The following is a 25,375-nucleotide window of genomic DNA, read 5'->3' as shown; positions in this document are numbered from 1 at the left end:
GCACATGAGCACCATCTCCCACTGGGCAGACAACAAGATCTTCACCGGCTCCTCGGATGCGACTGCGCCGGTGACGAACCCGGCGACCGGCCAGGTCACCGGCCAGGTCGCGCTCGCGAGCGTCGAGGACGCCCGCGCTGTCATCGATGCCGCCGCGGCGGCGTTCCCGGGCTGGCGCGACACCTCGCTGGCCAAGCGCACCCAGGTGCTCTTCGCCTTCCGCGAACTGCTCAACGAGCGCAAGGGTGAGCTCGCCGAGATCATCACCAGCGAGCACGGCAAGGTCGTCTCCGATGCCCTGGGCGAGGTCGCCCGCGGCCAGGAAGTCGTCGAATTTGCCTGTGGTATCCCGCATCTGCTCAAGGGCGGGTTCACCGAGAACGCCTCCACCAAGGTCGACGTGCACTCCATGCTGCAGCCGCTCGGGCCGGTGGGTGTGATTTCGCCGTTCAACTTCCCCGCCATGGTGCCGATGTGGTTCTTCCCGGTCGCCATCGCGGCGGGTAACACGGTGGTGCTGAAGCCTTCCGAGAAGGATCCCTCCGCGTCGCTGTGGATGGCGGCACTGTGGAAGGAAGCGGGCCTGCCCGACGGTGTGTTCAACGTGCTCCAAGGCGACAAGACCTCGGTCGACGAGCTGTTGACCAACCCGAAGGTGAAGTCCATCAGCTTCGTCGGGTCCACCCCGATCGCGCAGTACGTCTACGCCACCGGCACCGCCGCAGGCAAGCGCGTGCAGGCCCTCGGCGGAGCCAAGAACCACGCCGTCATCCTGCCCGACGCCGACCTCGACCTGGCCGCAGACGCCATGGTCAACGCCGGTTTCGGCTCCGCAGGCGAACGCTGCATGGCCATCTCCGCCGCCGTGGCGGTCGGACCGATTGCCGATGATCTGGTGGCCAAAATCGCCGAACGCACCACCCCGCTCAAGATCGGCGACGGCACCAAAGACTCCGATATGGGGCCCCTGGTCACCAAGGCCCACCGCGACAAGGTGGCCTCCTACATCGACGCCGGCGAAGCCGACGGCGCCAAGGTCGTCGTCGACGGCCGCAATGTGAGCGCCGACGGTGGCGCCGAAGGCTTCTGGCTCGGACCCACCCTGCTCGACAACGTCACCCCCGAGATGAGCGTCTACACCGACGAAATCTTCGGTCCCGTCCTCTCGGTCCTGCGCGTCGAAACCTATGACCAGGCGCTGGAACTGATCAACACCAACCCCTACGGCAACGGCACCGCCATCTTCACCAACGACGGCGGCGCCGCCCGACGCTTCCAGAACGAAGTCGAGGTCGGCATGGTCGGCATCAACGTTCCCATCCCGGTCCCCATGGCCTACTACAGCTTCGGCGGCTGGAAAGCCTCCCTGTTCGGCGACAGCCACGCCCACGGCATGGAGGGTGTGCACTTCTTCACCAGGACCAAGGCCGTGACCACGCGTTGGCTGGACCCCAGCCACGGCGGCATCAACCTCGGCTTCCCCGAGAACGCCTGACCTGACCCCATCTCCCGCGAGCGTGCGTGTCTGACGCCGGACACGCCGCTCGCGGGCAGTACTTTCCGCACGCTCGCGATCGAGGAGGATCCATGTCCACACCCCAGCTCGTCGCCACCGCGTGGACCAGCGCCGGCGATGTGTCACCGATGCACAACCCGGCGACGAGCCCGGTGCCGATCGCGGATCGGCTGTCGGCCATCGCCGAGGCGGGCTTCGTCGGCTTCGGACTGATCGCCGATGACCTCATTGCGGTCCGTGAGGGGATCGGATTCGCGGCGCTGCGGGACATGGCCGCCGACGCCGGACTCACCCACATCGAGATCGAATTGATCGAGCGGTGGTGGATCCCGCGCGGGCGACTCGGCCATTCCTATGATGTGCGTGATTTGCTGTTCGAGGCGGCGGACGTCCTGTGCCCGGCCTTCATCAAGATCGGCTCCGAACAGGCGGCCCGTGCCGAGGATCTCCTCGAATTGGTCGCTCCCCTGCGTGAACTCGGCGAGCAGGCCGAGTCGCGCGGCACCAGGATCGCGATCGAACCCATGCCGTTCTCGATCATCGACACCGTTCCGGTGGGCGCCGGGCTCGCCCACGCGGCCGCACATCCGGCGGTCGGGCTGGTCATTGACGCGTGGCATGTGTTCCGAGCCGGCACCACGATCGGTGATCTCGCCAGGTCACTGACCCCGGAGATCATCTTCGGCGTCGAACTCGATGACGCCGCCGAGCAGATCGTCGGCAGCCTGTTCGAGGACACCGTGCACAACCGGCTGCTGTGTGGCGACGGGTCGTTCGATCTGGTCGGCCTGGTGGAGCTGTTGCGCTACTTCGGGTTCCGCGGCCCGTGGGGCGTGGAGATCCTGTCGTCAGGGTTCCGGCAGCTCCCGGTGGCGCATGCGCTGAAGCTCGCCGCCGAATCCGCGGCCGCGGTGCTCGTCTAGACTGCGACGTCGACCCACGCGCCGTTCGAGTTCATCGACTCGACCAGCGCATCGGCCACCTGCGCCGCCCGCAATCCGTCGCCGGCGGTGGCGAGGGTGGACCGCCGTTGCCGGCTGATCGAATCGACCCACTCCTGCAGTTCGATGCGGTAGGCATCGGCGTAGCGCGGGATCCAGTCCGCCGGATAGTCCACGCCCCTGCGCCGTTCGGCGTCGGTGACGACGTGCGTCGGAAGGGTCAATGCCGCCGTGCCGGTCTCCATGACGACCTCGCATCTGGTGTCATAGCCGTACCGGGCGTTCAGGTAAAGCTCGACGGTGACCAGCACATCGGATGCCGTCCGGAGCAGGTAGATCTGCGGATCCTGCCGGGTTCCCGAGTGCACCGAGGATCTGCCGCGCTGGTAACTCACCTCCACGATCGGCGAATCCAGCAGCCACGGCACGATATCGAGTTCGTGGATGGCCGAGTTCGTGACCGTCGACGCCGAGTCACCGCCGGGATTGCTGCTGACGGTGCGGCTGACGCAGTGCGCCACCAGCGGGGCGCCGAGCTCGCCACCGGACACCCGCTCGCGCAGTGCCACATACGACGGGTCGAAGCGCCGCATGAAGCCGACCGTGACGAGGTCGAACGGAACATTCAGCGCCGCTTGCTCATCCACCAGTACCCGGCTCTCCGCGGCGGTGGGCGCGAGCGGCTTCTCGCACATGACGGGTTTGCCGGCGCGCAGCGCGGCGCGCACCAATTCGGCGTGCGTGTCGTCGCGGGTCGCGATAATCACCGCGTCCACGTCGGCGTGACCGATGAGCGTCACGCCGTCATCGTGCACACTCGCACCGAGTTCGGCCGCCACCGAGGAAGCCACGGCGGCGTCGAAGTCGCTCACCGCAACGAGTTCCGCACCCGACACCATGGTCGCGATCTTGCGGGCATGGTCTGCGCCCATCACTCCGACCCCGACAACTCCCACACGCACCGTCATGGACCGAGTATTACATACTAATGTCTTAACAAAGTGAGGCTTTGCCATCTATTCTGACGTCATGGCGAACACTGAACTGCCGCAAGCCCGCACGCCCGATCCGCGGGCAGCGCCCAGTCTGCGCTGGGGCATCCTTGGGCCGGGCTGGATCGCCCACCGGTTCGTTGAGACGCTGCTGGCCCAGACCACCCAGCAGGTGGTCGCCGTGGGCTCGCGCGGGAGGGACCGCGCCGAAGCCTTTGCCGCGCGATGGTCTGTGCCCACCGCCTACGGCAGCTACGATGCGTTGCTCGCCGACCCCGAGGTGGACGTCGTCTATATCGCCACCACACACCCGAGCCACCGTGACAATGCTGTCGCGGCACTAGACGCCGGTAAGCACGTGCTGGTCGAAAAACCCCTCGCGGTGGACGCCGTAGGTGCGCGCGATATCGCTGCCGCCGCAGCGCGCAACAATCGCTTCGTCGGCGAGGCGATGTGGACCAAGTTCCTGCCCAAATTCGACGTGATCCGTCAGCTGCTCGATGACGGCGCCCTCGGCGAGATCCGCACCGTCATTGMCGATCACGGCGAGTTCTTCACTCCCGACCACCGCATCTACGACGCCGGCCTGGCCGGCGGCCCACTGCTGGATCTCGGCACCTATACCATCGCGCTGGCACATTTCGTATCCGACGGGTTCACCTCGGTGCAGGCCCAGGGCCAGGAGGCCGAGCCCGGCCTCCACGGCCAGATCGCGGCGATACTGTCCGACGCGGCGGGCAATCAAGCGTTGCTGCACACCACGATTCTGTCCGACACCCCGACCACGGCGGCCATCATCGGACGCGACGCCACTCTGGCTCTCGACGGATCGTTCTACATGCCAGGCCCTTTCACCCTGACCCGGCACCGCGGCCACCCCAACGATCCGGGGCGCAGGCTGCGCTACGACGAAAAGCCCGGCGGCCACACCGATGGCTTGCACTTCGCCGCGGTCGACGCCGCTCGGTGCATCACCGAAGGCCGTACCGAGTCGGAGATCCATCCGTTGCGGTACGCGATCGCGACGCTGGAGGTCGCCGACGAGATCCGCAGGCAGATCGGCTGAGTCTCAGCTCAGGGTGCGAGGACGGACCCACGATCCGGTGCGTACCGATTCGGTGATCGCCTCGATGACCTGCGCAGCCGCGACGGCATCCCAGATGGTCGCGCCGACAGCCGATCCCGTCTGGACGGACCGCAGGAACCGGTGCGCCTCGATGACCTTGAGCTCGTCGTAACCCATGGCCATGGCCGACCCGGGTTGGAAAGCCGCGTACTCACCGTCGCCGGGCCCGACGAACCACGTCGTCACCGACAACCAGCGCATCCTCGACGTTGAGGCCCACCGGCCCCTCGATCATCTATCCGAAGCCGATGATGCCGACGGGGAAGTTGATCACGTCGGTGCGCACAGCGACCGAACACCGAGCATGTCCAGCATTTGTACGGGCGTGAGGACACTTGCTTCCATCTGGAGATCAGAGGGCTTACAGTGAGAGGCCCGTTCGCATCCATGTCACCGCAACGCGCCCTTTACGAAGGTCAGCAGCCGATAGAGGAAGCGATGCAACCCTGCCAACTCGGTGAGGGGCGTTGCACACCAACGACTCTCGCTATTAATCCGCGGTCGGGCTAGAACTCCAAGTCATGTGGACGCTGCTTCTATCAGTATAGGTCGACATCGTTGTTGAGGAATGTTCTGCCAGGGCCTGTGTGACGATGCCCGCATTCTCTGCGGAGTTGTGGCACTCCTTCAACTGGCTCATGACCGGCCGGTAGGAAATCGCGTCTCGGCGACTACGCGCGCGGATTGAAGGGATCGGTAATCGTGTTTCCGAGGTCGATCCACACCGTTTTGGTTTCGGTGTACTCCTCGACGGCGTGGGAGCCGTTCTCCCGGCCCAGCCCGCTTTCCTTGAAGCCGCCGAACGGGGCCACGTAGTTGGTCTTGCGGTAGTTGTTGATCCAGACGTTGCCGGCCCGCAGGCGTTTGGCCATGCGGTGGGCGCGGGCGACATCGCGGGTCCAAACCCCGGCTGCGAGGCCGAAGGGGGTGTCGTTGGCGATACGCACTGCATCGTCTTCGTCGCTGAACTTGATGACGACGGCGACGGGTCCGAACACCTCTTCGCGCGCGATGCGCATGTCGTTGGTGACGTGGGTGAAGACCGTCGGCTCGACGAACAACCCCTTGCTCAGTTCAGGACTAGTCGGCTTGGCGCCGCCGGTGGCCAGGCGCGCCCCGTCCTGTTTGGCGACCTCGATGTAGTGCAGAACCTTGTCAAGCTGGGATTGGCAAGCGACCGTTCCCATTTCGGTGTCCGGGTCGAGCGGGTCGCCGAGTTTGATCCGGGCGGTCCGTTCAGCCAGTGCCGCGCTGAACTCGTCGTAGATGTCCTCGTGCACCAACACGCGGGACCCGGCCATGCAGGTCTGCCCGGTGGCGGCGAAAATGCCGGAGATGACGCCGTTGACAGCGTTTGGCAGGTCGGCATCCGGGAAGACGATGTTGGGCGATTTCCCGCCCAGTTCCAGTGAGACACGGGCGAGTCGTTCGGCCGCGGTGACGGCGATCTTCTTGCCGACTGCGGTCGATCCGGTGAAGGCGATCTTGTCGACGTCGGGGTGAGCCGCCAGGGCGGCGCCTGCGGGTCCGGCGCCGGTGACGACGTTGATGACGCCGTTGGGGAAGCCGGCCTCCTGTGCGATGCGGGCCAGCACCAGGGTGGACACCGGTGTGATCTCGGAGGGCTTGATCACCAGGGTGTTTCCGGCGGCCAGGGCGGGGCACAACTTCCACAGCAACAGCGCCAGCGGACTGTTCCACGGGGTGATGGCGGCGACGACCCCGATGGGCTCACGCACGGTGAAGACCTGCATGTTGGGCACGCTGCTGGCCAGGGTCTCGCCGGTCGGGCTTTCGGCCACGCCGGCGAAGAAGTAGCAGTGATTCGCCAGCGCGAGGGTCTGGCCGGCGACCTCACGAATCAGTTTTCCGTTCTCCAGCACCTGGATTCGCGCGAGTTCGTCGGCGTTGCTGCGGATCAGGTCCCCGAGGGTGCGCAGCAGGGTGGCTCGTTGCAGTGGGGTGGACTGCGACCACGGTCCCGTGTCGAACGCACTGCGGGCTGCTGCCACGGCTGCGTCGACGTCGGCGTCGGTCGCCACGGGCACGTGAGCCCAGGCCCGGCCGTCGAAGGGGTTGATCGAGCTGAACGTGGCGCCGTCCGCGGCGGCCCGCCAGTCACCGTCGATCAGCATGGTGTAGAACTCGGATTCGTTTGTGGCTGTGCTGGAGTCAGTCATCAGGTCAGGGTCCTTTGAAAGAGTGATCAGGCGGAGGCGGTGGGTGCCGGCGACCGCGTTGGAGTGGTGTCGACTTCGATCCGGGGGCGGCGCGGGGTCAGCAGGATGGCGACCACCGAGATCAGCGCGGCGACGATCGTCATCAAGGCCAGCGGCCACCACCCGGTGCCGTTCTTGCCGACCAGAGCTTCGGCGATGAAGGGAGTCGGAGCGCTGAAAATCAGCCCACCCAACGCATTGCTCAGCGCGGTGCCGCTGTAGCGCACCTTGGTGTCGAACTGTTCGGCAATCAGGCTGGAGACCACCGAGTAGGTGGTCGCATGGGCACCGATCATCATGACGATGACGACAACGCAAGTCACCCAAACATTGTCACCGCGCAGCAACCAGAAGAACGGGATGGCGGCGATGATGGTGAACACCGCACCGGTGACGAAGACCCGGTGCGCGCCGAGGCGGTCACTCAGCGACGCCAGCAGGGGCAGCGCGGCCAGGTCGATCACCGCCGCGATCATCACGATGAACAGCGCCGTGCTGCGTTCGAGACCCAGCGAACTTGTGGCGTAGGTCAGGAAATACACCGAGATCACATAGAAGACGACATTGACGGACGCTTGCAGTGAGATACCCAGTGTCAGGCTCTTCTTCGCCTTGGCGAACACCTCACGCACGGGCAGCCGGGATGTGGCGCCGGCCGACTTGATCTCCGTGAACTGCGCGGATTCTTCGACGCCGAGCCGGATGGCGAGGCCGACGAGAACCAGGATGAAGCCGGCGAGAAACGGTATTCGCCATCCCCAGCTGAAGAGCTGCTCTTCGGGAAGGGTCGCCACGGCAGACATCACCGCGGTGGCCAGGACCAGCCCCAGCGGACTGCCCATCTGCGGTGCCGATCCGTAGAGGCGGACCTTCGACGCGGGTGCGTGTTCGACGGACATCAGCACGGCTCCGCCCCATTCGCCGCCGACCGCGAGCCCTTGCAGGAGGCGCAAGATGACGAGCAGCACCGGTGCCCACACGCCGGCCGTCTCGTAGGTGGGCAGCAGGCCGATCAAACCTGTGGCAGCTCCCATGATTCCGAGTGTGGCGATGAGGGTGCTCTTGCGGCCGAGCCGGTCGCCGAGATGGCCGAAGATCACGGCACCGACGGGCCGCGCCACGAAGGCGACCCCGAGGGTGGCGAATGCGGCGAGCCGGCCGCTGTGCTCATCGACGGAGGGGAAGAACAGGTCACCGAAGACCAGGGCCGCGGCGAGACCGTAGATGAAGAAGTCGAACCATTCGATGGTGGTACCGACGAGGCTTGCGATTGCTGCGCGTCGGGGTGAGCCGGCCGCACGGGTGGGAGCGCCTGAGGTGGTCGCCATGATTCCTCTTGGTGGTGGGTTGGGGGGTCAGTGGTCGAGGGCTGCAGGTGCGGATGCGCGGTTCGCAGCGGTCTGGCCGGCGATGCGGCCGAAGGCGAGAGCGCGCAGGACCGAGGTGGCTCCCGGGTACTTGTGGTGATAGATACCGGCGATCTCGCCGACCGCGTACAAACCTTGGATGGGCTCACCGGATGAATCGAGCACGCGCGTGTGTTCGTCGGTCTTTAGGCCGCCGAAGGTGAAGGTGATCGCACACGTCACGGGCCACGCGACGAACGGCGGTTCGTCCAGGGGGCGCGCCCAATTCGATTTGGGCGGTTCGAGTTCCCGGGTGGACACGCCGTCGATCGCGGTCACGTCAAGCGGTCCGGGGGTGGCCGCCGCGTTATAGCGGGCGACGGTCTCGACGAGAGCGTCGGGGTCCAGTCCGAGTCGACTGGCCAGAGCTTCCAGCGTGGAAGCCGATTCCGGGTCCCGATCAGTGAGCACGGCACGGGCGATGTTGTGCCGCATCAGTTTCTGGTCCGCGATCACGTAGGCGTACTGGTCGGCATCGCGCCAGATTCGGTAGGCGATGGCCTCGAAGGTGTTGTCCGGGGTGTCGGCGCCCTCGTCGACGAAACGTTGCGCATGGTGGTCCACCAGGATTCCATAGGGATAGACCATGATCAGCGCTTCCGCAGCGCGGGTGCGGGGATCGACGGGTTCACCGTGGAAGCGGTCGAACTGCCCATCGGTGTGGGCACCGGCGCGGATGCCCATTTCGATACCTTCGCCCTGGTTGGAACGGCCGCCGGGGGCGATCGGTGCCAATTCGTGGCCGCGGTCGCCGAGGTACCTGTCGAGCAGTGCGGGGCTGCCCTGGAATCCGCCGGAGGCAAGGACCACGGTGCGGGCGAGCAGAGACCGGCGGCGCCCCGCACCGTCGGTGGCTTCGACGCCGACGACGGAGCCGTTCTCATCCTGAATCAGGTCGTGCGCTGTGGTGTTGTATTCGATTGTGCCGCCGAGTTCTTCGACCCGTCTGGTGAAGGTCTCGACGATCGCGGCGCCACCGCCGGCAGGCATGAGTCGAGGGCCCTTGGAGGTCAGGAAGTACGTGATGTCCGACTTGGTGGCGACGCCGTTGTCGTTGAGCCACTGCATGGTCGGCTGCGCGAGTGCGGCGAGTCGGCCGACGATCGCCTTGTCAGTTTTGCCCTTGCTGAGTTCGACCATCCGGGACGCGAAGTCAGCGGCGGGAGAACCGTCTTCCTCGAGCCGAAAGAACGCACCCGTCCATGCGGTGTTGCCGCCGCGATTGGCCTTCGAGGTGCGTTCGAGAACCATCACTCGCAACCCCGGAGCCGATTGGAGTGCTTGCAGGGCGGTCGCCAAGCCACCGGCACCACAACCGACGACGACCAGATCCAGCTGATGTCCACTCACGACGACTACCTACTTTCCGTTCTGACCACGTTGGCCAGATCTGGTTCATCGGATCCGCTAGCTGGTTTGTGCTTTGCATCACCCATGGAAGCACGTCCATATTTCAGAGTCAACCCGTCTAATGGTGTACAGAAACCGTTAGGTGGTTTAGGGTGGTGGGCATGGCTGACACTGACACTGCGTCCACCCGGGCCGACGGCGGCGTTCGAAGCATCGCGCGCGCGGTCGAAGTACTGGAACTCTTCGACACCGAACATCCCGTCCGTACATTGCGTGAGCTGGTGTCTTCGACCGGGCTCCCGAAGACCACCGTGGTGCGATTGCTGTCGACGTTGGAGTCGTTGGGCTTGATCGCCGACCGTCGCGACTCCACTTATGGCGTGGGCGCAGGCTTCCTGCGCTGGGTCGCGCTGTCGCAGACCATGTGGGAGATCAGTGCCGATGCCCGCCAGATCATGACCCGGCTCGTCGACAAGTGCGGCGAAACGGTCAACGTGTACATCCGCCAGGACCTCAACCGTGTCTCCATCGCTCAGGTCGAGGGCACCACCACCGTGCGCAGTGTGGTCCAAGTGGGCGTGCCCTACGCGCTGGCCACCGGCGCGGCAGCCAAGATTCTTCTCACCGGCGCCCCGGAACACGTCATCGATAGTCTGGTCGACGCGCGCGCCGATCTGCAGCTCGAACAGTTGACCCGCGAGATTGCCGGCATCAGCGAGGCGGGGTACGCGGTCACACACGGCGAGCGGGAACTCGGCGCTTCCGCGGTCGCGGCACCGATCGTCGCCGCCGACGGCAGGGTGATCGCAGCGTTGTCGGTCAGTGGTCCGACGTCGCGCTTCACCGCGGATCGGGTGGGCCACTACGTGGACGCCGTGACGGCGGCAGCCGCGGAGATCAGCGCCGCCGGGCTCGGCAGTGTGGAGGTGTTCCTATGACCGCGAACCTGTTGGAGGGAGTCCGCGTCCTCGACTTGACCAATGTCCTGGCCGGGCCGTTCGCCAGCTATCAGCTGGCACTGATGGGGGCCGACGTAATCAAGGTCGAGCCCCCAGGCACCGGCGACCTGGCGCGTCAGCTCGGCGCCGACTCGGAGTTGAGCGCCGAGTACCTCGGCGTGTCGTTCCTTGCGCAGAACTCCGAAAAGCGTTCGGTCACTGTCAACCTTAAGTCCCCCGGCGGCAAGGAAGTCTTCGAAAAGCTGGTGGCCGAGGCCGACGTGCTGCTGGAGAACTTCCGGCCGGCGGTGATGGAACGCCTGGGCTTCGGCTGGGACCGGCTGCGCGAGATCAATCCCCGGCTCGTCTACTGCGCGGTATCGGGTTTCGGATCGACGGGGCCGATGCGTAGCCGCCCGGCCTATGACCAAGTGGTGCAAGGCCTGTCGGGCATCATGAGTATTACTGGCTCACCGGCAACCGCCCCGCTACGGGTCGGGTTTCCCGTCTGCGACAGCTTCGGCGGCATGGCGGCTGCCTTCGCGATCGTCTCCGCACTGCTGCGGCAACGTCGCACCGGACAAGGCGCCTTCCTCGACACCTCCATGCTCGATGCGGCGTTGACCTCGATGGGCTGGGTGGTCTCCGACCATCTCATCGGCGGCCGTGAACCCGCCCCGATGGCCAACGAGAACATCACTTCCGCGCCGTCAGGCACCTTCGACACCGCCGACGGCGCACTCAACATCGCCGCCAACAAACAGGAGCAGTACGAATCCCTGTGCCGCGTCCTGGAGCGTGACGAACTCATCGACGATCCGCGCTTCCGGACCAGGGATGACCGCAAACGCAATCGCGACGTGCTGCGCGCGGAACTGGAAACCTCGTTGAAGGAGCGCACGGCCGTCGAGTGGGACCGCGTGCTACTCGACACCGGCGTGCCTGCCGCCCCGGTGGTTTCGGTCCCGGATGCCCTGACCTCGGCTCAGGTCAACCACCGCGGCCTCGTCGCCACAATCGACTCACCCGCGGCTGCCGCCGACTCGCTGCGCGTTCTCGGGTCGCCGACACATGTTGACGGAACGGGTGCCTCGCCGCAGACACCACCCCCCACCCTCGGCCAGCACACCGACGAGATTCTGTCAGCCCTGGGCTATGAACGGTCCGACATCGCCCGTCTGCGTGAGGAGAAGGCGATATGAGTGCTGCCCGCGAGAAGGCCCTGGCACAGGCCTCGAGCAGCGATGTCACCGACTGGTGGTCGACGGCGATCTCCGACATCGAACCGGGGATCATTCGATTGCGCGGGTATCCCGTCGAACAACTGATCGCCGGCACCAGCTTCGCGCAGATGATCTGGCTGATGGTGCGCGGTGACCTGCCGGCGCCCGAGCACGCCAGGCTCCTCGAGCAGGCACTCGTCGCCGCCGTTGATCACGGTCCGCAGGCACCATCGATCGCCGCGGCCCGGATGGCAGCCACCTGTGGCGTCGGACTGCACGGCTCGATGTCCACCGGCGTAGGACTCCTCGGCGACATCCACGGCGGCGCAGGCCAACAATGCATGCAGCTGCTCGATGACATCCGCACCGCCACGGTAGCGGGCGACTTGGAGACCGCAGTGGCGCAGCAGGTCGCCGACCACCGGGCCACGGGCAGCTACATACCGGGTTTCGGCCACCGTTTCCACGCCCGCGACCCGCGCCGCGACCCCCTGTTGACTGCCGTCCAACAGCAGGTCGACACCGGTACCATCAGTGGCGACTACCTCAGGATCGCCGAAGAGTTGGAGCGACAACTAGCCTCAGGACGGGAACGCCCTGTGCCGATGAACATCGACGGTGCCACCGCGGTGATCTATGCCGAACTTGGCTTCGCTCCCGAACTCGGCCGCGGCCTGTTCATCCTGTCGCGCTCGGTCGGGATCCTGGCCCACTCATGGGAGGAACACCAGGGCAGCCGCCGGATCAAGGGGCCAATCCCACCGCCGCTGTTGCCGACCTACGTCGGAGCCCCCGAACGTGCCGTCGCGGCACCATCTTCGCCCTCGCAACCCCGATGACGGTAGACCTTCGGCGGCCCCTGCCCGGTATCGCCGACACCGACTTCACGAGCCTGCACGCAGCCCACGAGATCACCGGGCCGACTCAGCACCTTCCCTACTCGACACGGGCGCTGCTGGAGAACCTGCTGCAGCACCTCGACGACCACACGGTGACCATCAAGCACGTTCGCGCCCTCGTCGGCGGCGACACGTCAACGGCCATCCCGTTCTTCCCCGAGCGGATCCTGCTGCAAGACGCCTCAGGCATCCCGGTCCTGGCCGACCTGGTCACCCTGCGGGAACGCGCAATGGAACTGGGTGTCAACCCCACCGAGGTCGCACCTGGCAGACCGATGGACCTCGTCGTCGACCATGCCCTGGAACTCGACACCGCCGGCACCGCGGATGCCGCCGCAACAAACGTCAACAGCGAATACGAGCGTCACGGCGACCGATACCGATTCCTGCGGTGGGCGCAGACCCGCTTCCCGACCCTGCGGGTAGTGCCGCCCGGCATCGGCATCTGCCATCAGCTCAACCTCGAGGTGCTGGCCGACGTCGTCGCCGTCGCCCAGCATGGCGACCGTCGGCTTGCCCGACTGGACTCAGTAGTGGGCACCGACAGTCACACCACGATGATCAACGGGATCGCGGTCACCGGATGGGGTGTGGGCGGCATCGAGGCCACCGCTGCCGCGCTGGGCCAACCCATTCTGATCACGGTGCCAGGGGTGGTTGGCGTACGTCTCGCCGGTGCACTGGAGCCCGGCGTGCTGGCCATCGACGTCGCGCTCACCCTGGCCTCGGTGCTGAGGTCCCACGGGGTCGTGGGGCGCATCGTCGAGTTCCACGGACCGGGGCTGGCCCGGCTGTCAGTCCCCGACCGTGCGACCATCGCCAACATGGCCCCCGAGTACGGGGCCACCATGGCCTACTTCCCGGCCGACCCGCGCACCGTCGACTACCTGGTCACCACGGGTCGACCGGCGGCAACGATCACGACGGCACGGGCCTACCTCAACGCCCAGGGGTTGATGCACAACCCTGACCAATCAGCTTGCTACGACGAAGTTCTCATGCTGGACCTGTCGACGGTGCGGGTGACGATGGCCGGCCCCTCCCGGCCACACCAGACGTTCAGCCCTGCGTCACTTGCGCACACGGTGGACCGCGGGCCAACCCGCACCGCAGGCGGGCTCCGCGACGGCGACGTCGTCATCGCCTCGATCACGAGCTGTACCAACACATCCAATCCGCGAGCGATGGCCGCGGCGGGGTTGCTGGCTCGCAATGCCGTCGACCGCGGGCTGCGGACCGCGACGTGGACCAAGACCTCGTTGACACCGGGCTCTCGGGCGACCGCAGAGCTGCTTGCGTCAAGTGGCCTGCAGCATGCGTTGGACAAGTTGGGCTTTCAGATCGCCGGCTTCGGGTGCGGAACCTGCATGGGGAACTCCGGGCCGCTCGACCCCGACATCTCCGCCCAGATCCAACATCGCAAGTTGGCCGTCGCGGCAGTGCTGTCAGGCAATAGGAACTTCCCCGGCCGCATCCACCCCGACGTCACCCATTCCTATCTGGCCTCACCTCCGCTGGTGATCGCGATGGCGATCGCCGGGCGCACCAACATCGACGTGACCCAAGAACCGTTGGCCGTGGACAACTCTGGGACACCGGTGTACTTGCACGACATCTGGCCCTCCGACTGCGACATCGACTCCGTGGTCAGCGCCGGCGAACGATCCTCCCTCGGATTGAGTGGATCGCTCCCCCTGACGACCACCGCCTGGGACGAACTCGAGCACCCCGACGGGGAACACTACGACTGGGACGGCCAGGCAGGCATGATCCGGCGCCCACCATTCGCCGACGCGGCCCTGTCGCGTCCCATCTTCAACGGAAACCTCCACGGTGCCCGCCCACTGCTGCTGCTCGGCGACGGCATCACCACAGACCACATCTCGCCGGTAGCCCGGATCACCGCCGACAGTGCAGCAGGGCAGTGGCTCGCCGAGCGGGGTGTACGACCTGAATCATTTGGAAGTTACAGCGCTCGTCGCCTAAACCACGACGTCATGCTGCGAGGCGGCTTCGCGAATCCAACACTGCAGAACAGGCTGACGCCTGACCGTCGGGGCGCCTGGACCGCGGTTCAGCCCGACGGCACCATGCTGCCGATCCACGAAGCCGCTGCACTTTACGCCTCCCGCGGGATCGACACGATCGTCGTCGCCGGGAACCTCTACGGCGCCGGGTCGGCGCGGGACTGGGCGGCCAAAGTGACCAGGTTGCTGGGCATCAAGGCGGTGGTGGCCCGCAGCTTCGAACGCATTCACCGCACCAATCTGGTCGCCATGGGTGTGCTGCCCGTCGAGTGCCCCGACCTGCGCCCCGATGACCTCGACGGCACAGAGACCTTCGACATCACCGGGCTGACAGCCACGCCACTCACCCAGGCTCCACTACGCGTGACCGTGCACGACGCCACCACCGAGGAGCGTCAATTCGACGCCCGCGCGCGGATCGACACCACAGTCGAGGACACGTGGATACGATCCGGCGGGCTCATGGCGCACATTCTGGCCCTCGCCGGCTCCGCGCCACCACGCATCCCCTCCGGAGGCTAGCCATCCCAGGTCCAAATGTGGCAAGCCGCGATGGTTTGTCGGTACGGCCAGGCTTCGTGTTCTTCATAGATGCTGTGGTGGCTGAGGCAACCGTGCAGGATGCCGACAAGGCGGTTGCCCAAAGCGGGTAACGCTGGGCGGTGGATGTCTCAGGCGGTGCGGGGTTGGTCGTAGAAGGCGCGAGCGCCGGGGTTGCGAGTGATGGCACAGAAGGCCCACTGGTCGACGGCGTCGTAGAGTCCTTTGTTGCGAACGTGACGGGCCAAGACCGCGCGTTTTCGGCCTGACGCGATGGTCAATGGTGAGGTTCCGGCGTAGTTCATGCGATAGCTGCTACTGGTGCAGCAGACCCCCATCGCGATCATGGACGTTCATAATTCGGCAATGCACAGCCGCGGCCTGCGCACCTCGGATTCGCCCTCTCGCCAAGTAGGTAACACCGGTCTGCATTCGCGGTCACCGTGGCCATGCGTGACAAGTCGGATTGCACGCAACGAATCCGATCGAGTCGCTTAACGCCCGCTACCGCCGGGCAACCAGGACCACTTCCCCTCCTAGCGGACGCGCCCATATAGCACTACTTGACGCCCCGATCACTGCACGGGTCGGTATCGGTATCGGCAGGGCATGGTGGACGACGCAGTGAACGCACGCCCTTGAACGCGCGTTCGGGCGACTACCGTCCGCGACCGATTCCCGGCAGCCGGAGTTGCAGATCAAAACCGCCGTAACACCTTTGACGAGACGGCACGGTGGCAGCGCCTGACTGCGCGCTCCTCGATCACCCGAATCGAATTACGCTCCGGCACGGCCTGTCGGTGTTCCACAACGGGGTGCGCCCGCCTCAGGTCGGTGGTGCTGCCACGAACACGGGCGCGACCGACTTTCTGACCGCCCGGTTTCGCACCGGCTCTAGGTGGATTTGGTCTCCTGTGAATGCTGAATGACGTGTTGGACGAAGTCGGAGACGAGTGGCACCGAAGAGGCCTCCTTGAGTCGGCACACAGCAACATGGCGCCGGGCCCTGGGATCGTTCAACGAAACCCGGGTGACGTGTCCGAGCGCCTCGGGAGTCGGTGGCGCCAACGCCACTCCCATGCTCGCCGCAGCGAGCCCCACCGCCATCGCCATATCGTCAGTTTCCAGGATGACTTTCGGTCGAAACCCCGCAGTCTCGAATAGCTTGTCGGCAACGGCGCGGGCGTCGTAGCCGCGCTCGGAGAGAATGAAATTCTCATCGGCGAGTGCTGCCAGATCGACGGATTGTTCTCGCGCCCAGCGGCTCTGGTTCGATACGACGACATCAATCGTCTGCTCGAACAGAACGGTGGCCACCACCTCGGCCATTTCAGGCGGGGGCGCAATCAAAGCGATGTCGATTTCGCGGTCCACCAGCATCTGCGCGAGTCGGGTGCCACTGGCCTCACGAAAGGAGAACTGCACGCCGGGATGCTCTCCTGCGAAAGTCCCGACCACGGTCGGTACATACTCGGACCCTAGCGAGCGCAACAGACCGATACGAATGACCGGCCGCGCACTGGCCAGAGCTGCCTCACGCAGGCCGGTTCGTACCTGATTCACCGCGACACGCGCTTGCTGTGCCAGCAAGAGTCCCGCTGGAGTCAATTCTGCGGCCCGGCCGTGGCGCACCGCGAGTTCGATCCCGATGTCATGCTCCAGCCGACGGATCGACCTGCTCAATGTCGAAGGCGTCATCTTCAGTTCAGCCGCCGCGGCGGTGAAGCTCCCACAATCGATGACCTTCGTCAGATACGCCAAGTTGGGCGACAGGGCCAGAACGAGTCGCCATTCTCTCTCATGCATATTTGCACCGTATACGTGCAGAACTAGCGCTTGACGCAACATTCACCTGTTGGTTCACTTTTATCTACCGATTGATACGTCACACTCGGCCGGTGGAGGGATTTTCCTCACACCACACGGGGTGACGAGCGGCCGGTGGCGGCAGGCGGCGGGAGCGACAGCGTTCCGTCGCCGGTGCCGCCGATACTGAGAATACAAACACCCAAATTAGATCTTGAGGCGCGACATGCGCGTTCGGGATGGGGCCGCTGGTGGCCACCGAGCTCCTGCAGGGCCACCACCTGCTCGTACTCGCTCTAGCGAAAGGACAGTTTTGTCGAATACACACGCTCTCAGCGGACTTCGCGTGCTGGAGGTCGGAAACTACATCGCCGGCCCGTACTGCGGCACACTTCTGGCGGACCTCGGAGCACAGGTCACCAAGGTAGAAGACCCGACCGGCGGCGATGTGGTGCGCACATACGGAGCCATGATCGAGTCGGTCGCGGACAGCGCCGCATTTCTCACGCTGAACCGGAACAAACAGTCCATCGCGGTAAATCTCAAGACCGCCGAGGGTTGTGAGATCTTCCTCGCTCTCGTTGCAGGGGCCGATGTCCTCATCGAGAACTTGCGCCCGGGTTCCATGCGCCACTTGGGATTCGACTACGACACCCTCGCCGAAACGAACCCGGGTCTTATCTATTTGTCTGCTTCCGGATGGGGTCAGGACGGGCCGTTGGCAGCAGACGCGGGCCTCGACATCATGGCACAAGCCCGATCGGGATTGATGAGCATCACGGGCTATGCGGGCGGAGATCCCGTCAAGGCCGGAGTGCCGATCTGCGACATAGGCTGTGCGCTCTATGGCGCCATCGCCGTACTGGCGGCGTTGAACCACCGAAATGCCACTGGCGAAGGTCAGTTCATTGACGTGTCGCTCTTCGAAGCGGGCATGTCCTACGCGATCTGGGAGTTCGCCCGCTACACCGCCACCGGAGAGATTCCTCGAGCGCAAGGGTCTGTGCACCAGTCGGCCGCCCCGTACCAAGCCGTGCGCGCATCAGATGGTTGGTTCACTTTGGGGGCCGCGACCCCCAAGACATGGCTGTCCTTCTGTGAGGCGATGGGTTTGCAGGCACTCGTGGATGATGATCGCTTCCTCACCAACGCCGACCGTATGCGAAATCGCGACCAATTGATAGACATCATCGAAGCGCAGACCATCAAGCTTCCTCGCGAACATTGGCTCTCCTGCCTCGCCGCTGCGGGAGTTCCCACCGCTCCGGTGAACGACTACGAACAGGCGTTTCACGACGAGCAACTCGTCTTGCGGGACTACTTCTGGGATTCACAGACCCCCGACGGGGGCCATCTGCGTCAGATGGGTTCGCCCATGCGGTTCTCAAAGACCCCCACGGTCCGGGAGAGCGCGGGCCCGGCGCTCGGCGGCAGCACCCACACGGTTCTGACCGAACTCGGGTACACCCAGGACGCTATCGACCGCCTGACCGACCGCGGGATCGTCAGGACCGCAGAATTCGCCGAACTCTGATGGGCGCCAAGAGTTCAACGGTCACCGAAGATGCGGTGCTGATCACTGAGCAGACCGGTCCGGTCCTCACGCTGACGTTCAATCGTCCCTCCCGATTGAACGCCGCGACGAAGGACATGGAGGGCCGCCTGCTCGAAGCGTGCGCGTACGCGAACAACGACACGACCGTACGCGTGGTCGTGTTGCAGGGTGCGACCGGAAGTAAGCCCGCGTTCATGGCCGGAAACGACATCGCTGAATTCCGAGCTCTCGAGAGCGCGGACGACGTCAGAAAAACGGAAGCCGATGCCGAATGTGCATTGGTTGCCATCGAAACCCTGCGCGTACCGGTGATTGCGGCACTAGACGGTGCAGTAGTGGGGCAGGGCGCATTGCTCGCGGCCTGCAGTGACATCGTCATCGCCGGGCCAGATGTCCGGTTCGGCTTTCCGATCGCGCGAACAGTCGGAAACTGCCTGTCGACATTGAATCTCTCGCGATTGATCAGTTTCCTCGGCGCCCCTCTCACCAAGACGATGATCATGCGCGCTCAACTGCTGGGAACAGCTGACCTGCAGCGAGCGGGTGCGGCCTTTGCGACCGCTTCTACACACGAGGGTTTGCGAGATCTGACTCGGCGAGTGGCCTTGGAGATGGCGGAACTCGCGCCGCTCACGCTTTCGTACACCAAACGATCAATCCTGCAATGCCGTAGCACAATCGGTGACAACACCGATCTGGTCGTCGCCAGCTATTTGTCCCATGACTCGCGGGAAGCAGTATCCGCATTCCTGAACAAGCGAACACCCAACTGGGAAGGCCGTTGACCGTTCTACGCGGTCAAATCCCACAACACCTGATATAGGGAGCGACGCCATGCCAATCAGTCAGATCATCGCCATCTGTTGCTTAGTCCTCGTTTTCGTCATCGGCAGTCTCAGACACGTCCACGTCGGAGCACTGGCACTGGCCGCCGCAGTCGGCGTGGGCCTCACCCTCGGTGCGGAGTCCGTCACGGAGATCATGCGCGGGTGGCCTGCCGAATTGATGTTGATCCTGTTGGGAATGACATTTCTCCTCGCCATCGCGCGGGGCAACGGCACCCTCGACACCCTGGTCGACATGGCGGTCCGACGGGCCGGCACTCGGACGTTTCTCCTACCCTGGCTCATGTTCGCCATCGCCCTGTTCATAGCCAGTTTGGGCAACCCACTCGCCGCCATGGTCGTCATCCCCATTGCGATGTCGCTCGCTGCACAGAATGGTCGGGACCCGGTGCTGATGGCGCTGGGCGCTATCAACGGCTCTGTCGCGGGCTGCTTCGCCCCCACCAGCCTGTATGGGATCCTGACGGTCAGCATCGGCGAAGAGGGCGGTGTCAGCCTCAACCCGTACACCCAATTCGCTGTCGTACTGGCGATTGTCGTCCTGCTGCAGGTGGTCGCGCAGCTCATCTTCCGCCGGCACACCGAGGTGGTCACCCCGCATGATCCGGGCGCACCGGAAGGCTCTGGGGCCACGACTCCCGGTGTCCGATCGGACTCTGGGGTTGCGGTGGCCGATCAGATGACAGCCACGAGCACTCGTCCGACACTGGTCTCGACGCTGTCGGCACCGGCACAACGCGTCACGGTCGCCGGTCTCGTGGTTCTGGTGGTATCGGTGATCGGCTTGCCTCTGCTGGGCGTCAACGTCAACATCGGTGCCGTATCGATTGGGATCGCAGTCGCGATCTGTCTGCTGTTTCCGCGCGACTCACGGACCTCAATCGCCGAGATCGACTGGTCCACCATTCTCCTGGTGGGCGGTATCGTCACCTATGTCGGTCTACTGCAACGCATGGGGGCGATGGACAGCCTCGGAGTGCTCGCATCACGCATTCCCTGGCCCCTTGCCGCAGTGCTCACACTGTGCTTCGTCGGAGCGCTCGTGTCAGCGTTCGCTTCCACCACCGCGCTGCTGCCCGTCCTCATTCCGTTGTCACTTCCGCTGGTGGCCCTCGGGGACATCTCCGGTGTCGGCTTGATCACGGCCCTCGCTTTGTCGGCAACGCTGGTCGACTCGACCCCCTTCTCGACGTCGGGGGCGATTGCGGTAGCCAGTACCAGCGAAGACCAACGTCCCCGGGTCACGACGATGCTGCTGCGATGGGGTTTGTCCATGGCGGTGGTGGGTCCGGTGATCACCTGCGTTCTGCTGGTACTACCCAGTTATCTCTTCTGAAGACAAGCAACGCTTGTAGATCGTCAAGGCAGACCGCACTCGGATGGCACCGGTGCGGTCTGCCGGATTTTTCGCCGTCGGTCACTGGCGCAGCGCCTCGGAGTGCCGGCACAACAGCAGTAATTCGGCATGCACAGTTGCTGCCCGCTCGACGTCGATCACGCTGTCACGGCCCAATTCAGCACGCATCTCGGTGAATCGGCCAAGGGGTCGGACCGACATCCGCTGCCAGTCGTCCACGGCACGCGGGTCCCTTCCGCCGAGACGCACCACCGCTTCAGTCAACCTGTGATGGGTGTCGGCCAGCTGGTCTCGCATTGCCGCAGCGCCCATAGCTTCCCACCACGTGGAGGCTGTGCGGGTAGCGAGCCCGTGGGTTATCCACCCGAGGTCGAGCTCTTGATCCAAAGCCAGGTACACCCGCGCGACGTCGCAGATAGGTAGCGCCACATTGGTCGCTGTCTGACTGAGATCGAAGGCTTCGCGTTGGAGTTGCTCCCAGTGCTCGCCCGCGCCCGCAGCCAGTTCGTCGATGTGGGAACGATATCGGGCGATTGTGGCGTTGATATCTATACGTCCTCCATGGTGGCGCAACAGCCGTGCGGCGGTGTGTTCGATGAACTGCTGCACGTTGTGCAATGATTCCCACCGCCGGTCTGGGGCACCGTCGGCCTGCGCGCGTGCAGCCCGCCACATACTCCCTACACCGAACAGCTCGCGGATAACTGCATATGCGGCTGCGACCGCCGGAGTGGGCACGCCGAGGCGTTCATCAAGTTGATAGATCAACCCCGGCCCGACGTGGTTGATCAGATCGTCGGCGATCTGGGTCGCGATGATCTCGCGTGCAAGCCGGTGCTCGGCGATTTCGGTGCTGAGTCGATCTTGGAACCCGGCGGGAAAGTAGGAATGGAGGGCAGGAACAAAAATCGGATCGTCAGGAACCTGGCTGGCCAACAGTTCATCGCGCACGACGTTCTTCGAATGGGCCAGCAACACTGCGATTTCCGGACGAGTCAACCCACGCCCGTCGCGCGTTCTGGATACCAATTCGGCTCGAGTGGGGAGCATTTCGGCAGCGCGGGTGATACCACTGAATCGTTCGAAATTCTCGATCAACCGCTCGTGTCGGTTGAGCAGGTGCGCAGCTTGCGCCTCGGCCAAGCTGATCGCTTGCACCTGGTTCGCGCAGCCCCACAGCACCTCCTGCGCTACCTCGTGCTGCGCGTCGGTCAACAGGGTGCCACGCTCGCCTACGGTGATGCGCCCGGCCCGTAGGGCTGCATCCAAAGCGATCTTGAGGTTGACCTCCCGGTCGGAGGTTGCCACCCCTGCAGCGTTGTCGATGAAGTCGGCGTTGATCCGACCGCCGGCAAGGGCAAACTCGATGCGGGCTCGTTGGGTGAAGCCCAGATTCCCGCCTTCTCCGACCACTCTGGCCCGGAGTTCGTGTGCATCGATTCTGATTGTGTCGTTGGCGGGATCCGCTGCGTGAGCATGGCTTTCCCCGCTCGATTTCACATACGTGCCGATGCCACCATTCCACAACAAATCCACCTCGGCGCAGAGGATCGCACGAATCAACTCCGCCGGAGTGAGCGTTTCGGCAGTGATGCCCAGCGCGGCGCGCGCGGGTGCCGGCAGCACAATTCGTTTGGCGGTCCGCGGCCACACTCCCCCACCAGGGGACAGAGCGGCCGTTTCGTAGTCGGCCCAATTACTGGCAGGCAACTGCGCGAGCCGCTCTCGCTGAGCGTAACTGGTTTCGGGATCGGGATCGGGGTCGATGAAAATGTGACGGTGATCGAACGCGGCGACAAGGCAGATGGTGCGTGACAGCAGCATGCCATTGCCGAACACGTCGCCGGACATATCGCCGATCCCGACGGTCCTCAGGCGATCTCGGTCGACATCCAGGCCGAGGTCAGCGAAGTGACGTCGCACCGACACCCAGGCTCCGCGCGCGGTGATCCCCATCGCCTTGTGGTCGTAGCCGTCCGAACCGCCTGAAGCGAACGCGTCACCAAGCCAGAAGCCGCGCGCCACCGCAGCGTCATTGGCCAAATCGGAGAACCGTGCCGTCCCCTTGTCCGCGGCCACCACCAGATAAGTGTCTGGTCCGCCATAGACGATGGTGCGCGGCGGGGTTTCAACCGAGCTGCCGATGAGGTTGTCGGTGACATCAAGCAAACCGGCGATGAACGTCCGGTAAGCCTGCTCGGCGCTGATGGCTGGGTTCTTCCGGACGAAGGCGCCTTTCGCCCCCACCGGCACGATCGGGGAGTTCTTCACTGTTTGGGTCTTCATCAATCCGAGCACTTCAGTGCGGTAGTCCTCGGGACGGTCGGAGAACCGCAGCCCCCCTCGGGCGACGGGGCCGCTACGGGCGTGAATGCCTTCGACGTCGTCGGAATCGACGAAAATCTCCCGGAACGGCACGACCGGTCCGTGCGGTTGCAGTGCAGCCGAATCCAGCATGAACGAGGCGTGCCGCTTGGGTGCGCCGTCGGCGTCGAGCTGAAACCAGTTGGTGCGCAGAGTGGCTGAGGCGAAGGAAGCGTATGCACGCAAAATGCGGTCCTCGTCGACAGTCTTGGTGGCCTCGATCGGTGCGCTCAGGGCCTCCAGGGCCGCGCTTGCCACCTCGTTGCGGTCGCAGACATCGGGATCAAAGCGGGCGTGGAAGTACGCCACGAATGCAGACACGAAGTCGGGGTGCTCGTCCAAGGTGGCGATCAGGTAGCTCGGGGACATGCCCAGGCCCGCCTGGCGGAGGAAGCGGGCCGCCGAGCGCACCAGCATCACCGCGCGCCATCCCAGATCGGCCGACACGATCAGCCGGGCGAAGTCGTCGACCGCGAACCCGTCGGTGTCGCGGGCTTCGATGGCTTCTGACACTTTGGCGGAACTGCCCGGGTGCCATCTAGGCGGAGCCACGAAATCGAATACCGAAACCGTCACGCCGGTCCTGTGTGCTCCCACATCCAGGCTGCGCTGCCGGGCCACCTGCAATCCGAAGTGTTCGAAGAGCGCGCAGATATCAGTCAACAGCGGTTGCGGTGCCGGCCAGGCCACGACGGCGCGGACCAAATCCTTGGCTCCGGGGCGCTTGACGAACGACATCCTGGCGCCGGGAACGCCAGGGCCTCCGACAACCCGGCGGATCGCCTCGTCGATCTCGCCGTCCATATCGACTCGTGCGGCGGTGGCGACATCGTTGTCCATAACCTGCGTCCTTCCCTTGCGACGCAGACAGTGTCGGCCGGAGACACCGAAAAGTCGCATCGCCGTTATGGACAGTTGGAGCGTATGCACTATCCATTCCGTCTATAGGTGACCGGACGATCCCTTTCTACTCTCGAAGCAGACATCGACGGAAGGATGACCGAGATGACGGTGTTTGAGACCGAGGTGGGCGGCCCACAGTTACGCCAACAACGCCGGTTGATCACTGAGGTTCCGGGACCTCGCTCACAGCAACTTGCCCGCCGGCGCAACGCGGCCCTACCCGCCGGGTTGACCAGTGGCGCGCCGGTGTATGCGGCTGCGGTCGGCGGCGGCGTCCTCGTCGACGTCGACGGCAATTCGTTCATCGATCTGGGCAGTGGCATCGCCGTCACCACGGTCGGCAACGCCGCGCCGCAGGTGGTGGCCCGCGCCTCCGAACAACTCACCCGGTACACACACACCTGCTTCCTGGCCACCCCGTACGAGCCATACATCGAGGTCGCCGAGATCCTCAACCGGATCACCCCTGGCGACCACGAGAAGCGCACCGCGTTGTTCAACACCGGCAGCGAAGCGCTGGAGAACGCCGTCAAATACGCGCGCGCGGCAACCAAACGTCCCGCTGTCGTGGTGTTCGACCACGCCTTTCACGGTCGCACTCTGCTCACCATGACGATGACGGCCAAGAACCAGCCCTACAAGCACAGCTTCGGCCCTTTCGCTCCCGAGGTGTACCGGGCGCCGATGGCTTACCCCTATCGCTGGCCGTCGGGCTCGGATAACTGCTCGGCCGAAGCGTTCAGCCAATTCACCCAGCTCGTCGACGCGCAGATCGGCGCCGACGCTGTCGCCTGCGTGGTCGTCGAACCGATTCAGGGTGAGGGCGGATTCATCGTGCCCGCCGACGGGTTCTTGCGCCTGGTGGCAGACTTCTGCCGCGACCGCGGCATCGTGTTGATCGCCGACGAGGTGCAGACCGGAATCGCCCGTACCGGCGCGTGGTTCGCAAGCGAGCACGAAGGCATCGTCCCGGACCTGATCACCACCGCCAAGGGGCTCGCCGGCGGCATGCCCCTCGCCGCAGTCACCGGCCGCGCCGACATCATGGACGCCGCTCACTCGGGCGGCATCGGCGGCACCTACAGCGGCAACCCGGTGGCCTGCGCGGCCGCCCTGGGTGTCTTCGAGGAGATCGAGAGCCACAACCTGCTCGACCGCGCCCAACGCATCGGCGAGTTGATGACCAGAGAACTACGCGCCATCGCGGCGGGCACCGCCGTCATCGGTGACATCCGCGGCCGTGGCGCGATGATCGCCGTCGAACTGGTCACGCCTGGAAGCCGCAGCCCCAACAGAGACGCCGTGGCCGCAGTATCCCGACACTGCCTCCACAACGGCGTGCTGACGCTGACCGCCGGCACATTCGGC

At 64.9% G+C, this 25,375-nt stretch carries 18 protein-coding genes and 1 pseudogene; 11 read left to right on the top strand and 8 right to left on the bottom strand.

Going from position 1 to position 25,375, the window contains the following annotated elements; translation table 11 throughout:
• Nucleotides 1-4 precede the first annotated feature (4 nt).
• On the top strand, nt 5-1,495 hold the full coding sequence (locus AC1DTF_RS01920; RefSeq protein ID WP_477472829.1) for a CoA-acylating methylmalonate-semialdehyde dehydrogenase: 1,491 nt from the start codon (nt 5-7) through the stop codon (nt 1,493-1,495).
• Between the two features lie 92 nt (nt 1,496-1,587).
• Nucleotides 1,588-2,439 (top strand): sugar phosphate isomerase/epimerase family protein, encoded by an 852-nt coding sequence (locus AC1DTF_RS01915; protein ID WP_477472828.1) that lies wholly within the window; start codon nt 1,588-1,590, stop codon nt 2,437-2,439.
• Here AC1DTF_RS01915 and AC1DTF_RS01910 read toward each other — a convergent pair.
• Nucleotides 2,436-3,425: a Gfo/Idh/MocA family oxidoreductase gene (locus AC1DTF_RS01910; RefSeq protein ID WP_477472827.1), complete on the bottom strand. Its 990-nt coding sequence runs from the start codon at nt 3,423-3,425 to the stop codon at nt 2,436-2,438. The two genes, AC1DTF_RS01915 and AC1DTF_RS01910, sit on opposite strands and share 4 nt — an antisense overlap.
• 61 nt (nt 3,426-3,486) lie before the next feature.
• Between AC1DTF_RS01910 and AC1DTF_RS01905 the strand changes: the two genes are divergently transcribed.
• Nucleotides 3,487-4,515, top strand: coding sequence for a Gfo/Idh/MocA family protein (locus AC1DTF_RS01905; protein WP_477472826.1), 1,029 nt, complete (start codon nt 3,487-3,489; stop codon nt 4,513-4,515).
• Nucleotides 4,516-4,518: 3 nt separating this feature from the next.
• Here the strand turns inward: AC1DTF_RS01905 and AC1DTF_RS01900 are convergent, their stop codons facing one another.
• The 4 genes from AC1DTF_RS01900 to AC1DTF_RS01885 form a co-directional block, all read right to left on the bottom strand.
• Nucleotides 4,519-4,761, bottom strand: coding sequence for a Gfo/Idh/MocA family oxidoreductase (locus AC1DTF_RS01900; protein WP_477472825.1), 243 nt, complete (start codon nt 4,759-4,761; stop codon nt 4,519-4,521).
• 485 nt (nt 4,762-5,246) lie between these two features.
• Nucleotides 5,247-6,755, bottom strand: a complete 1,509-nt coding sequence (locus AC1DTF_RS01895) for an aldehyde dehydrogenase (RefSeq protein WP_477472824.1) — start codon at nt 6,753-6,755, stop codon at nt 5,247-5,249.
• A gap of 26 nt (nt 6,756-6,781) precedes the next feature.
• Entirely contained in the window at nt 6,782-8,122 is a 1,341-nt protein-coding gene (locus AC1DTF_RS01890; protein WP_477472823.1) for an MFS transporter, read from the bottom strand.
• A 27-nt stretch (nt 8,123-8,149) separates the two neighbouring features.
• Entirely contained in the window at nt 8,150-9,550 is a 1,401-nt protein-coding gene (locus tag AC1DTF_RS01885; RefSeq protein ID WP_477472822.1) for an FAD-binding protein, read from the bottom strand.
• A 161-nt stretch (nt 9,551-9,711) separates the two neighbouring features.
• Here AC1DTF_RS01885 and AC1DTF_RS01880 point away from each other — a divergent pair, with 161 nt between their 5' ends.
• From AC1DTF_RS01880 to acnA, 4 genes are read left to right on the top strand one after another with little or no spacing between them, the layout of a single operon-like run.
• The gene (locus tag AC1DTF_RS01880; RefSeq protein WP_477472821.1) at nt 9,712-10,488 is read left to right on the top strand and encodes an IclR family transcriptional regulator; all 777 of its coding nucleotides are present in this window, start codon (nt 9,712-9,714) and stop codon (nt 10,486-10,488) included.
• The gene (locus AC1DTF_RS01875; protein ID WP_477472820.1) at nt 10,485-11,690 is read left to right on the top strand and encodes a CaiB/BaiF CoA transferase family protein; all 1,206 of its coding nucleotides are present in this window, start codon (nt 10,485-10,487) and stop codon (nt 11,688-11,690) included. The genes AC1DTF_RS01880 and AC1DTF_RS01875 overlap by 4 nt, the downstream gene beginning before the upstream one ends.
• Nucleotides 11,687-12,550 (top strand): citryl-CoA lyase, encoded by an 864-nt coding sequence (locus AC1DTF_RS01870; RefSeq protein WP_477472819.1) that lies wholly within the window; start codon nt 11,687-11,689, stop codon nt 12,548-12,550. The genes AC1DTF_RS01875 and AC1DTF_RS01870 overlap by 4 nt, the downstream gene beginning before the upstream one ends.
• A complete protein-coding gene (gene acnA, locus AC1DTF_RS01865) occupies nt 12,547-15,159 on the top strand; it encodes an aconitate hydratase AcnA (RefSeq protein ID WP_477472818.1) in 2,613 nt (870 codons plus the stop codon). The genes AC1DTF_RS01870 and acnA overlap by 4 nt, the downstream gene beginning before the upstream one ends.
• On the opposite strand, the pseudogene AC1DTF_RS01860 reads toward acnA, so the two are convergent.
• Nucleotides 15,156-15,485 (bottom strand): annotated as a pseudogene (locus AC1DTF_RS01860) (IS110 family transposase); the annotation flags it as partial. The gene acnA and the pseudogene AC1DTF_RS01860 sit on opposite strands and share 4 nt — an antisense overlap.
• A gap of 586 nt (nt 15,486-16,071) precedes the next feature.
• On the bottom strand, nt 16,072-16,983 hold the full coding sequence (locus tag AC1DTF_RS01855) for a LysR family transcriptional regulator (RefSeq protein WP_477472817.1): 912 nt from the start codon (nt 16,981-16,983) through the stop codon (nt 16,072-16,074).
• A gap of 226 nt (nt 16,984-17,209) precedes the next feature.
• Between AC1DTF_RS01855 and AC1DTF_RS01850 the strand changes: the two genes are divergently transcribed.
• From AC1DTF_RS01850 to AC1DTF_RS01840, 3 genes are read left to right on the top strand one after another with little or no spacing between them, the layout of a single operon-like run.
• On the top strand, nt 17,210-18,517 hold the full coding sequence (locus AC1DTF_RS01850) for a CaiB/BaiF CoA transferase family protein (protein WP_477472816.1): 1,308 nt from the start codon (nt 17,210-17,212) through the stop codon (nt 18,515-18,517).
• The gene (locus tag AC1DTF_RS01845; RefSeq protein ID WP_477472815.1) at nt 18,517-19,323 is read left to right on the top strand and encodes an enoyl-CoA hydratase-related protein; all 807 of its coding nucleotides are present in this window, start codon (nt 18,517-18,519) and stop codon (nt 19,321-19,323) included. The genes AC1DTF_RS01850 and AC1DTF_RS01845 overlap by 1 nt, the downstream gene beginning before the upstream one ends.
• 49 nt (nt 19,324-19,372) lie before the next feature.
• A complete protein-coding gene (locus AC1DTF_RS01840) occupies nt 19,373-20,719 on the top strand; it encodes an SLC13 family permease (RefSeq protein WP_477472814.1) in 1,347 nt (448 codons plus the stop codon).
• Between the two features lie 81 nt (nt 20,720-20,800).
• Here the strand turns inward: AC1DTF_RS01840 and AC1DTF_RS01835 are convergent, their stop codons facing one another.
• Nucleotides 20,801-23,944 (bottom strand): NAD-glutamate dehydrogenase domain-containing protein, encoded by a 3,144-nt coding sequence (locus AC1DTF_RS01835; protein ID WP_477472813.1) that lies wholly within the window; start codon nt 23,942-23,944, stop codon nt 20,801-20,803.
• 165 nt (nt 23,945-24,109) lie between these two features.
• On the opposite strand from AC1DTF_RS01835, the gene gabT reads away from it, so the two are divergent.
• A partial coding sequence (gene gabT, locus AC1DTF_RS01830; protein ID WP_477472812.1) for a 4-aminobutyrate--2-oxoglutarate transaminase occupies nt 24,110-25,375 on the top strand: 1,266 nt, incomplete at its 3' end.

The organism is Mycobacterium sp. P4_H6 (assembly GCF_056400845.1).
Note: the sequence above shows the minus strand (reverse complement) of the source record. Positions and strands in the feature narration are given on the sequence as shown.